At 36.5% G+C, this 12,863-nt stretch carries 8 protein-coding genes; all 8 read right to left on the bottom strand.

Annotated elements, in window-relative coordinates; all coding sequences use genetic code 11:
* Nucleotides 1-237 precede the first annotated feature (237 nt).
* The 8 genes from KFZ70_RS14600 to KFZ70_RS14635 all read right to left on the bottom strand — a co-directional run bounded on the left by KFZ70_RS14600 (nucleotide 238) and on the right by KFZ70_RS14635 (nucleotide 12,862).
* Nucleotides 238-1,893 (bottom strand): sulfatase, encoded by a 1,656-nt coding sequence (locus KFZ70_RS14600; RefSeq protein ID WP_139698402.1) that lies wholly within the window; start codon nucleotides 1,891-1,893, stop codon nucleotides 238-240.
* Nucleotides 1,894-2,034: 141 nt separating this feature from the next.
* Nucleotides 2,035-3,447 carry a carbon starvation protein A gene (locus KFZ70_RS14605; RefSeq protein ID WP_139698403.1) on the bottom strand — a complete coding sequence of 471 codons (1,413 nt, stop codon included), beginning with the start codon at nucleotides 3,445-3,447 and terminating at the stop codon, nucleotides 2,035-2,037.
* Nucleotides 3,444-5,168: a sodium:solute symporter family transporter gene (locus tag KFZ70_RS14610; protein ID WP_139698404.1), complete on the bottom strand. Its 1,725-nt coding sequence runs from the start codon at nucleotides 5,166-5,168 to the stop codon at nucleotides 3,444-3,446. Before KFZ70_RS14610 ends, KFZ70_RS14605 begins: the two co-directional genes overlap by 4 nt.
* Nucleotides 5,169-5,232: 64 nt before the next feature.
* Complete coding sequence (locus KFZ70_RS14615; RefSeq protein ID WP_139698405.1) at nucleotides 5,233-7,077, bottom strand: FAD-dependent oxidoreductase; 1,845 nt, start codon at nucleotides 7,075-7,077, stop codon at nucleotides 5,233-5,235.
* Between the two features lie 31 nt (nucleotides 7,078-7,108).
* Nucleotides 7,109-8,176 carry a hypothetical protein gene (locus KFZ70_RS14620; RefSeq protein WP_139698406.1) on the bottom strand — a complete coding sequence of 356 codons (1,068 nt, stop codon included), beginning with the start codon at nucleotides 8,174-8,176 and terminating at the stop codon, nucleotides 7,109-7,111.
* 62 nt (nucleotides 8,177-8,238) lie between these two features.
* On the bottom strand, nucleotides 8,239-10,161 hold the full coding sequence (locus tag KFZ70_RS14625; RefSeq protein ID WP_139698407.1) for an FAD-dependent oxidoreductase: 1,923 nt from the start codon (nucleotides 10,159-10,161) through the stop codon (nucleotides 8,239-8,241).
* Between the two features lie 23 nt (nucleotides 10,162-10,184).
* Nucleotides 10,185-11,837, bottom strand: coding sequence for a sulfatase (locus KFZ70_RS14630; protein WP_139698408.1), 1,653 nt, complete (start codon nucleotides 11,835-11,837; stop codon nucleotides 10,185-10,187).
* Nucleotides 11,838-11,950: 113 nt separating this feature from the next.
* The gene (locus tag KFZ70_RS14635) at nucleotides 11,951-12,862 is read right to left on the bottom strand and encodes a family 16 glycosylhydrolase (RefSeq protein WP_139698409.1); all 912 of its coding nucleotides are present in this window, start codon (nucleotides 12,860-12,862) and stop codon (nucleotides 11,951-11,953) included.
* Nucleotide 12,863 lies beyond the last annotated feature (1 nt).

Genomic DNA, 12,863 nt, shown 5'->3' on the forward strand with positions numbered 1-12,863 from the left:
TATTTTATCCTATATCTTAACCAAATGTTAAATTTTGTGGTTTGACATAAATATGGCATGGCAAAATAGAGCAGTAACATTAAAATTTTATGGATAGAATTATGACACAAAAGATTATTTGTCTACTTATTTTTTTCAAAAAAAAGTAGACTATTTAGTGTTGGGTTTAAAACAAACAAGGCGCCTTAACCAATTAAGACACCTTACAACTTTAAACTAAATAATTATGAATATAAACTATATCTCTGCCAAGTTTCCTTTCCAGCCTTTATTAAACTGGTTAATTAACTCTTTAACTACATCTGGATAATCTTCAGCAATATTTTTTGTTTCTTTTGGATCATTTTCATGGTCAAAAAGCTCAACAAACACAGGTTCTTTTTCAGGGTTTATATAATCTTTCCAAATAACGGCTCTGTACTTGTCTGTTCTCATACCATATCCCATTAATCTCTTTTCAAACAAATCTCTATTCCATTTATCACCTTGTTGTTTTTTAATTTTAGCCTCAACTTCTTCAATAAGTGGGCCAAAATAGGTTTCTCGCATTCCTTGAGATAGCGGATTTGCTGCCCATTCTCTTAAAGCTGGGTTTGGAAACTGACTAAACACCGCTTTTTTCCATTTTTTTTCAGGGTTATCAAGTAAGGGCATAAAACTTTGTCCTTCTAAATGTGATGGCAGCTCAAGACCTGCAAGCTCACAAAGGGTTGGGTACATATCTACCAATTCAACTAAGGCTTCTGAGGTTTTTCCTCGACTTCCTTTTGGCATATCGGGTGTCCAAATCATTAAGGGAACGCGTGTAGCTATTTCATAATTTGTAGCTTTTCCCCAAATACCCATATCACCAAGATGCCAACCATGATCACTCCAAACCATAATAATAGTATTATCTCTCACTCCAGCTTCGTCAAGCGCATTAATCATTTTACCTATTTGAGCATCTACATAAGACACACAAGCTAAATAAGCATGTTTTAGAGTTCTAGCCATGTCATCATCAATAGGTCCTTTTTTCGGAATTCCGTATCTGGCACGTAATTCAAAGGATGGATGCAAGCCCATAGCAGCTCCATTCTCTGGTCCAGACGTTTGATCTGCCAACGTGATGTTTTCTGGATTATACAAATCCCAATATTTTTTAGGCGCTAACCAATCTAAATGTGGCTTTTTCATTCCCATTCCTAAAAAGAAAGGCTTATCAGGATTTTTCTCTAGCATATCCTTAAGTGTCGCAATAGCCAACGCAGCATTGTACCCATCTTCATAAAACGTATCTGGAACATCTGCCTTTTCATAAGCAGGTCCCTTTCCTAAACCATTACGTGGCGCATTCGGCCCATATTTAGCAATCATATCAGCCTGATTTTTTCTAAACATCTCTTGATTTTCCTTTAAAGCAAAACCACCTGGTGTTTTAGACATCTCTACAGTCATTTTATCCTCTGCTGGTGTTCTACTCCAAGAAACATCTAAATCTGCAAAAGCAGGTTTATGGAAAATTTTACCTGTATGCACGGCTTCATATCCATTTTGGATAAAATGTTGAGACAAGGTTACTATATCTGGGTTAGCTTCTCTAAAATAAGTAAAGTTTTCAATGACATTTATGGTTTCTGGTCTTGCTCCTGTCATTAAACTAGCTCTTGACGGACTGCAAATGGCTTCTTGACAATAGGCTCTATTAAACTTTAGGCCATCACTTGCCAAAGCATCTAGGTTGGGCGTTATGGCAATTTCGGAACCATAAGCACCAATTTCTGGACGTAAATCATCAATGGCTATAAATAATATGTTTGGTTTTTTGGAAACTACCTCTGTTTGCTCTTGTTTTGATTTACAACCGCTCAAAACAATGAGTAATACTACTATGATTTTAAAAAATTTCATAAAATATGTGTTTTCTAATTTTATTCTATAATAACCTTACCGCAAATTATAAAAATAAGGACAATACAAATTACTTTATTATACCTTAAACCTCCACTAATTTACCTTGTTTTACTAACCTTGTAAGTAAACCTTAAAAAACTAACTTTTATACTTAAAACGTAAAAACCATAACGATAAAACTAACGCAACCAATATACCCACTAAACACGACCATTTATAAGGAAGCCTAAAACCTTCAGGAGCAACCAAAATATAGGTAATCACAACTGCTGTCATAAATGCTGAAGGCATTAAAATAAACCAAACTGTTTTTCCTTCTTGCTTTACATAAACTGCTATAGCCCAAAGTACAACAGTAGCAAGCATTTGATTAGACCACCCAAAGTAACGCCAAATAATAGCAAAATCTATTTGAGTTAAGCCAAATGCTATTATAAAGATTGGAATGGTAACTAAGAAACGCTTCCATATTATAGATTGGTTAAAACCAAAAGAATCTGCAATGGTTAATCGCGCACTTCTAAAGGCAGTATCTCCCGATGTAATAGGTGCGGCCACGACACCAAAAATTGCCAATATACCACCTATTTTCCCCAGAGTAGTATTACATATTATATTGACTACCCAAGCTGCATTGTGACCTTCTTCGGCCATAGTTTTTCCTAGTGCTTCAACACCTCCAAAAAATGACATAGCAATAGCCGCCCAAACTAAGGCTACAATGCCTTCTGTAATCATAGCACCAAAAAAAACCTTTTTTCCTTGCAACTCATTAGAAACACATCGTGCCATTAAAGGCGATTGTGTAGAATGAAATCCTGAAATAGCACCACAGGCTATTGTGATAAAAAGTAGTGGAAAAACAGGATAGGTTTCTGGATCTGCGTGTAGATTTCTTAAATTTTGAATTGTCAATTCTGGTATGGTATATTCCTGAAAAAGCAGCGCAAAAAACAACCCTAAAGCCATGATCAAAAGAGAGAAACCAAACAGCGGATATATTTTTCCTATAAGTTTATCAATTGGAATAAGAGTGGCTAATAAATAGTACACAAAAATAACTAGAACTAAAATTGTACCACTCACACCTGTTAGCTCCTGCAGTATAGTAGCTGGTCCTTTCACAAAAACAACCCCAACTAAAATTAATAACACTACAGAGAAGATACGCATGAAGTATTTTATTCCTTTTCCAAGGTACTGCCCTACAATTTCGGGTATACTTTCACCGCCATGTCTTATAGACAACATTCCTGAAAAATAATCATGGACGGCACCAGCAAAAATAGATCCGAAGACAATCCATAAAAAAGCTACGGGTCCCCATAGGGCTCCTGCAATGGCTCCAAAAATAGGTCCAAGACCAGCAATATTTAAAAACTGAATCAAAAAAATTTTTCCTAACGGTAATGGTACAAAATCAACACCATCCTCCTTTGATATAGCTGGTGTAACTCTGTTTGGGTCCGCATTAAATTTGCGCTCTATATAGTTGCCATATATAAAATAGCCTAATACTAAAACCAGTATACTTGTAATAAAACTAATCATAATTTATCTTGCTTAAGTTTTCTTTTTAACAGAAAAAAAGTTGCTACCGATAACCCAAAAAGCAGGCATGAAAAAATGAGCAATACTTTCATTTCTGTGGTATTAATGAATGCTAAAATAAGCATCATAAATCCTATGATTGCCAACGTATACATAACCATCTTGGTAGGCAAACTAGAAGACTCTACAACCTCTAAGGCTTGAAATTTATCTTTAGATTTTTGAACACTTATGCTTTTTGGATTGGTCTCTTTTATTGTAAATTCTAAAATAATGAGAATAATTAACGGAACTAAAATTCCAACCGTTAAATCTGCTATTCTCATGTTACTAACTACCCATTTAGAAATTGGTTGTAATATTTCAAAACTTGATAGAAAACCATCCTGAGTCAATCCAAACTTAACCACTGCGGCCGCTAAAAAACCTATCATTGTGGTTCCCCACACAGCTTTTATTCCTATTTTCTTTGAAAATAATCCCCAAATAGTAGGTAACACTAATGGACCTGTGAGTAATGTGGTTAAATCAATTATAAATCGCGCATACCCATATCTAGGGATAAGCAAAGCTCCTGCAATAACAATACCCCCTAATAAAATGGTGAAAATTCGGCCAACAAAAACCAGTTGTTTTTCACTGGCGTTTTTATTAAACATTCTTTGATACACCTCTGTGGTAAAGGCGCCCGCAAATACATTGAGTTGAGATGTAGCCGCACTGGCTGTAGCCGAGGCCATTGCAGCTATCATTAATCCCATCATACCAGCAGGAAGTACTAAGTTGCAAGCCAAAATATAGGCCTGCTCTACATCTTGCCCAGGTTGAATAGTTCTATACACCAATGCAGGAAGCATCCAAAAAATAGGACTGATTAAATACATAGCACCAAAAATGTAAGCTGCCTTTTTAGCATCCTTAGGACTTGGTACACATGTATAACGCTGTACAAATGCCCACTCGCCTCCTATTTTAAAGAAGTGAATTATAACCCACCCTGCTAAAAACCACCATGTAAAATCGGATGCTACAGGAGATAAAAAGCCTTCGGGAGCCTTATCAAGAAAAGCACTCCACCCACCTGCTTTAGATAAAATTAAAGGAACTACAAAAATGACCGAAATAACAAGAATTACAAACTGTAGCACGTCTGTCACTAAAACGGCCCAAAGTCCACCAGAAAAGGTGATTACAATAACAATTAAACATAAAACCACCGATGTAAATGGCACAGAAAGTAATCCCGTTTCAGGATCAACCAATAAATGGCCTTCAGGCAATGGCATCAAAGCGCAAACAATTTTTGAAAGTGCATATATAGCCCCTCCAACCGCAAATATACCAAAGGTACCTTGAAACCATGTGTAAAATTGCACAATAGAACCACCAAAGCGCAATTGTAAAAACTCGGAAGCTGAATTTACACCAAGCTTACGCCAATAACCTGCTAAAAAGTACCCTACCAGAAGTGCGGCAATACCATAACACATATTTATGGCTACAGCAACAAAACCATATTGATACGCTATACCTCCCCAAACAACAAATGTACCTGCTGAAAAAATTGTCATAAAGCCAGATAATCCAGATACCCACCAAGGGGATTGCCCGCCTGCTGCGAACATATCTTTAGAGTTTTTCATTTTACTAGCAAGAATCATTCCTGCCGTTACTACTCCTAGCATATATAGAATAATGACTACATAGTCGGCCGTTTGCATTTTAGTTTAAGTTTAGTTAGTTAGTTAGTTAGTTAGTTAGTTAGTTAGTTAGTTAGTTTGCCTATTAATTATAACAACGCACTTCAAAAAGCTTTACGTTTTTAGCTCCATAGGTCTCATGACATGTAATTCTAAAGGCGGTTATTTCCACTTGTTCAAAATTGAATTTTATCAATCTTTTTTGATTGTTATCTTGAGTACCATAATCCACCCATTCCCCATCTATTTTTAACTCTAGACTTACAGACTTTAAAAGTTCGGGAGGAATTATTGTAGTATAAGCTTGATTTTCTCTGGTGTTTTTTAGCATCATGATGTTCTTTTTAACATTTGTATCGCACTTAATCTCAACAGATTTTAAGGCAATAGGGTTATGCCACTCAAAAACCACTTCAGCGTTTAAACCATTTGATTGCCAGTGATGTGTTTCTCCTAATTCATCTCGAGGTACGCCATCAACTAGCAAGTTTACATCTCCAGACGATATAGATGATGCATAAATTTTATCAGCCGTTTTGGCCAAATCTAAAGCATCATTAGCGGGTCTTTCGGGGATGTAGGCATCATCTCTTAATAGCTGTTCTTGTAACTCCACAATATGCTGATTGGCAATAGTTCTTGGATTTACATTCTTTTTGATACAAAGCGCAGCAGCAGTACCAACCGCTTGCCCCATAACCGCGCAAGTTCCCATAACACGGGATGAGGATAAAGCTACATGGGTTTGACTTACATTTCTACCAGCAAAAAGCAGGTTAGTAATATTTTTAGAGTACAAGGATTTAAATGGAATTTGATAAACTTTTTCAAAATGCTCATGCCAAAAACTTGGGGGCTCAGCCAAATTTTCTATACCTCCAGGATTATGTTCATCTAAAGGCCAACCACCAAAGGCTACCGCATCTTCATGTATTTTATGATTTATTTGATCTGGTTCAGAAAGTATATAATCGCCCATGAAGCGACGAGATTCTCGTCTTCCTGGTAAAGACCCAACCCAATCTAAAACAAAAGTATCAGCTTCAGGAAACTTTCCTGAGTTTTTAACATAATCCCAAACGCCATAAGCAAAGCCCATTAATCGATGCATATCAACTTCTGCATCAGCAATTATATCGTCATTACTACCTACTTCTACCCACCAAAATCCTTCAACAAATGGAATTATTTTTCGGTCTGGATGTGTTTTATCAGCATCAAACTTAATAGAAAATGGCGGGGCTTTATAGGGCATAGGTTTTCCCATATCTTTTGAAGATAAAAGAATTGTAGCTCCCATTTGCCATCCGTCTGGTTCATCAGGCGCATATTTTTCGTTAAACTCTTCTTTTCCTTCTCTTCCTGTTCTATAAATTGCTCCAGCAGTTGCAGCCATTAGGCCATCACCAGAACAATCAATAACCTGTTCTCCTTGAATAGTTAACAACGTTTCTGTAGATAATTGCCAGCATAAAACGGATTCTATGGTAGAATCAACCGTTATGGCACGAACACATTGTGTATTTAAAATCAAGGTGATATTGGGCTCCCGTGTAACAAAATCATACAATACATGATCCCAAACAGTAAATGAATGTTGTTCGTTATAAAAACGGTTCAGTAATAAAATTTCTTCTAAAATACCTGTTTCTCGTTCAGGCAAGCCGCTCTTAAGCTTGGTAACACCATGTACTATAACACGTATTTCACTAGAGGCGTTGCCGCCTAATACAGGACGGTCTTGAACTAAAACCACACGAGATCCATTTCTAGCCGCCGCAACAGCTGCACAAATTCCTGCCATTCCTCCTCCTATTACAACAACCTGCGTGATTATTGCTTTATCTCTTTTGGGCGTGCGCTTTTCGTCACTTCCCATTTGTATCCAATTGTCAGAAGAACGATCGGTAAGATCAACTATGTGTTTCATATAAATTAAGTTGTGTTAGTTTAAAAAAAGATTACAAACGACTTTGATATTTCTCATAAAATTTATCTACCCTTGCTTGCTGTGTTGGGGTTAGTGATTTGGTTTTTAAAACCCAATACGCCTTTCTCGCTTTTAAAAAATCTTCATCTAAGAGTTGTATTGCTGTTTCAATAACAGACGCTGAATTTTTATTTTTAAGTTCCAATAAATCTAATAGTGCTGCCACTTCTTGATAAGAATCTACTTGTGTTAATTGCTTACCAAAATTATCTAAGTATGCTTTTTCAATACTATAGTCGGTATCTACTAAAGATTTTATTGCGGCTAACCTATGTATTTTACCCCCTTCAAAAAATAAACGATTTACAGCGTAGAAATAATTTTCTTGAAGAGCCTTATCTACATATTTGAATGCTGAATTTGTCAAAGAAGGGGTTTTTAAAACTTTTTTTATTACCGTATTTAGAACTTCTTTTGAATAGATGTTTCTATTGATTAATTCTTTTAAAGCGATATGAAAATAGGTGTTATTCTCATTTAGAATAAACATTTTCAACTGTTCTAAAGAAACCGATTTCCCTGTCTGATTTTTTATTATAGACACCACTTCTCCATTAGCCCAATGCCATAAAGTAAAACAGGTTAAGGCCGCACCACGTACCGTATCTTTGTCGTCAAGTTCTAACGCTGTTGCACCAGAAAGGGCATCAACTCCTTCTTCACCATGTTCATCTGGAGCAGTTAAAATGTCATCATAGTAAACATCTTTAAAAGGCGAATTGTCATCGGCCAAAATATAGTTTAGTTTTTCATAATCTTGAGGTTCAAATAGATCTGCTTCATACTTTTCTAAGGTTTTTCCAGCCTCCAGCTCATACCTTTCATATACTCCAATATTATTCCAAAACAGCTTAACGGGTATTATTTTACACACCTCTTCTAAACAAATAACCGAAAACACATTCATGCTATACCCAACAGGTAATCCCGCCTCATTTTGCCTTTCAGTTAAAATAGCTCTAACAGAATCTTCTTCTCCTGGGTGTTTAATAACTACCTCATGATTAATAGTCTTAAATGTATTTTGATGACTCTTCATATTGCTTAACAATAAAAAAGAGAGTATTAACCACCCGTATGTTTTTAAAGATTTAAGCATAGTTAAGCATAACAACGTACTTCAAAAAGTTTTACGTTTTTTGCACCGTAAGTAGCAGTCATGTTTATTTTGATTGCAGATACTTTTGTAGAATTAAAACTAAACTTAATAAGCCGTGTTTTGTTTTCAGAAATTTCTCCAAGATTAACCCAAGCACCATCAACACGTCCTTGAAGTTGTAACGATTTTAACATCTCTTTTGGCACACTATTGCCATATAAATCGTCATTTTTACTATCTTTTCGCATCATAATGTTTCGCTTCACATTAGTATCGCATTTTAATTCAACCTTTGTTAAATTAACAGGGGTTTCCCATTCTAATTGAACATGTGCCCCCAACCCTTCTGATTGCCAATGATTAATAGTACTATCAATATCTCTAGACATACCATTGGTTAAATTTTTAACATCACCTGTCGTGGTAGTTGACGCAAATATGAGGCTCGCCTGTCTTGCTAAATCCAACGGGTCTTTCGCAGGTCTATTGGGTATAAAAGCATCGTCTCTTAGTAACTGCTCTTGTAATGCATTGATATGTTTCTGCGCTACTTCACGAGGTAAAATACGGTTCTTATTGCAAATACTTGCGGCAGTACCCACGGCTTGCCCTTGAAGCGCACAGGTTGCCATGATTCTTGATGATGATAATGCAATGTGCGTTTGACTCACATTTCTACCAGCAAACATTAAATTTGAAATGTTCTTAGAGTACAAACTTCTAAATGGGAACTCATAAATCTTTTCAAAATGATAGTGAAAATAACTAGGAGGTTCTGAAATATTTTCAATACCTCCTGGATTGTGTTCATCTAAAGACCAACCTCCAAAAGCCACGGCATCCTCAAAATGTTTATGCCCTGTCATATCTTTTTCAGACATGATATAATCTCCAATAAATCTGCGCGATTCACGACGTGCAGGCAATGAACCTACCCAATCTAATGCAAGATTTTCCGCTTCTGGAAAATGACCTGAATTTTTTATATAATCCCAAACACCATGCAAATATCCCATAAGCTTATGTCGATTTTTTTCTGCATCGGCAATGATATCATCATCACTTCCTATTTCAATCCACCAGATACCATCTTGAAATCCTGCAAATTTTCGTCGAGGGCTAGCGCCTTCATGCGAATACTTAATGGCATATGATGGCGGAGAATATTTCATAGGTCTTCCCATATCTTTAGAGGACATTAACAAGGTAGCTCCCATTTGCCATCCATCGGGTTCATCTGGCGCATAAGTTTCATTAAATTCAGCTTTCCCTTCACGACCTGTTCTGTATTCTGCACCAGCCGTAGCTGCCAACAAGCCATCCCCTGAACAATCAATAAAAATGGGCGCATTAATAGTAATTAATTTTTCAGTTGTAGCCTGCCAGCATAATGCCGATTTAATAGTATTCCCCTCCATTACGGCCTCAATAGCTTGTGTATTGAGCATTAAAGTTAAGTTTGGTTCGCGTACCACAAAATCATACATAACATGATCAAATACAGGAAACGATTCTTGTTCATTTTCAAATCGATTATGCAACAGTATTTCTTCTATTATACCTGTTTCACGTTCTGCTTTGCCCTTAATATTATTTACACCATTTAAATGCACCCGCATTTCACTAGACGCATTTCCACCCAAAACAGGTCTATCTTGTACTAAAACTGTTTTAGAGCCGTTTCTGGCTGCTGCTACAGCCGCACAAATTCCTGCTGCGCCTCCACCTATAACAGCCACATCAAATCCCACCGTTTCTTTTCTATTAGGCATGCCTGATTTTCCAGTTCCTAAGTGATACCATTTATCTTTATCCTTGTCATAAGCCATACTTTGTGAACTTCCACAAGATGTGGTTACCATTGGTATAACTCCAGCAGCAATTGCTGCTTTTGATCCTTTTTTAAAAAACTCTCTTCTTTTCATGGTTCTTATTCGTTTAGTGGGTGTTATTGTACTATTTCAGGTGTGTGTCCTTTCCAGCCTTTGTTAAATTCAACCAGTAATTTATTTACTAATTCTGGTTCTTCATCGGCAATATTTTTAGACTCGTGAGGGTCTTTCAAATGATTATACAGTTCTAAATAAACGGGAGCTTTATCTGGATGTATTCTATCTTTCCATACTATAAACCTATAGTTCTCTGTACGCATGGCATAGCCCATTAAGTCATTTTCAAAAAGATTTCTATCCCATTTTTTGCCTTGCTGTGCTATAATGCGTTCTTCCACTTCCTCAAGTAATGGTCCGAAGTACGTTTCTCGCATTGCAGGTCTTATAGGAAAAGCTCCCCACTCCCTTAATGCCGGTGATGGAAATTGACTAAACACAGCATTTTTCCATGCTATTTCTGGATTTTCAATTAATGCTTTAAAGCTTGTTCCTTCCACATGATCTGGTATTTCTAAACCTGTTAAATCAGCAAGTGTTGGATACATATCTATTAACTCTACTAAAGCATTTGTGGCTTTACCTTGCGTGTTTTTTGGCATATTGGGTATCCAGATCATCATAGGCACACGTGTAGCAATTTCATAATTTGTGGCTTTACCCCAAATGCCCATATCGCCTAAATGCCAACCATGATCACTCCACAAAATAATGATAGTATTATCTCTTACACCTGCCTCATCCAATGCTTCAATCATTTTACCTATTTGAGCATCAACATAGCTAACACAAGCCAAATAAGCATGCTTTAATGTAATAGCCAGTTCATGATCTATGGGGCCTTTTTTAGGAATACCACTCCGTACGCGCAACTCAAAAGAAGGATGTAAGCCCATTTGAGAACCATTTAATGGCATGGTATCTTGTGGTGTGATTTTTATATGAGACCTATCATATAAATCCCAATACTTTTTTGGAGCTACCCAATTAAGGTGAGGCTTATTAAAACCCAACCCCAAAAAGAAAGGTTTATCATTTTTTGCCACTAACTCTTTCAAGGTTGCAATAGCCAGCTCGGTGTTATATCCATCACTATAGGTATTATCAGGAACGTCAGCACATTCATAAGCTTGCCCCATAGCTAATCCATATTTAGCCACATCACCATATTTTTTAATCATGGCTTTTCGCGTTTCATTCCGCTCCTTAATGTTTTTTTCTAAAGCAAACCCCACAGGTTCTTTAATACCTCTAAGGGTCATGCTATCAACAGCAGGTAATCGGCTCCAAGATTTTTCATCATCTAAATCACCGTGATGAAAAATTTTTCCCATATAAACCGTTTCATATCCATTATTTTTAAAATGCTGTGGCAGTGTTATTACATCTGGGTTAACCTCTCTAAACTTTATATAGTTATGAAATACACCACTGGATTCTGGACGAATTCCAGTTAACAAACTTGCTCTCGAAGGGCCACAAATAGCTTGTTGGCAGTAGGCACGATTAAACTGTAACCCCTGACTTGCCAATTTATCCATATTAGGAGACATTGCTATCTCTGAACCATAAGACCCCAATTCAGGGCGCAAATCATCTATGCCAATGAATAAAATATTTGGTTGCTTCGATTGTTGAATTATGGGCTCTTCAAAATTTTTACAGCTAAAACATAAGACAAAAACAATACATATAACTTGGGTAGTGCTCATTAGATAAATGGATTCAATATTGACTTTAAAATTCGTCAATAACCAGAAATTTCACATGCTCACATTTATCTAACCTTTGTAATATATTACCTGTATTTAATAGAATTTGTTGATTACTTTTTCTTCCAAACCCGAATATAATCAACATACATGGTTGTAGGCATGCCTTTCAATTGTTTTTTGGCTTCTTCATCAACCAGAGGATTTACAGCCCTATTAGCATTATTAGAGAATTTCACAAAGGGTCTGCGTAAGCCCAAAGAAGCTGTAACATGCATTGGTCTATACCAATAAGTATTGGGTTTACTTCCTATTTTTTCGCCATCAACATACCAAATAATCTCTTTTTCATTGACTTCACAACCGTAAATATGATAGTTTTTACTAGGATCATCAGATAACCTAAACTTATTTAATTGGGCCTCTGGATACTTTTTGGGTCTATACCAAACGCCTTTTCCGTTTTCTTTCTTAACCAAATGAAGGTTGTGATCTGAATCCATAATGTCATCTTGATGTCCTTTATGCCAATCGAATTGTTGTAATTCTACAACATCAATTTCGCAGTAAATCACTTCTCCATCAGCCACGTCTCTATCAAAATCACTGTAAAGCCAAAACGAAGGACAAACGCCATAACCATTTTTAGGTCCAGAAACCGCTATTGCCGCCCCTTTTATTCTTGCTTCTACATAGCCCGTTGTGAAAGTGGCTTTCGATTTTAAAATTCCTGATTTAAAATACGTGCCATCATCAGATTCATTATCCGCATTATGCTGCATTGTTAAAGCTGCTACACCATTCTCAATTTTAGCATTGGCATTATTATTCCATTTCCAACCTGTAGTATTAGGCAACTTATCCTCTTTGTACCATTTACCCCAATCTAACTTGGCTCCATCAAACTCATCAGACAAACTCTTAACCAATTGCCATGAGTCACTAGGATTTGAAGTTTTAACAGGTACTTGCCCATGCACTGGAACAAATACCACTAAAACTAATAGGGCTATCAGTTTATTCATG

Origin of the sequence: Allotamlana fucoidanivorans (genome assembly GCF_045788535.1) — a bacterium.
Taxonomy (GTDB): Bacteria; Bacteroidota; Bacteroidia; order Flavobacteriales; family Flavobacteriaceae; genus Allotamlana; species Allotamlana fucoidanivorans.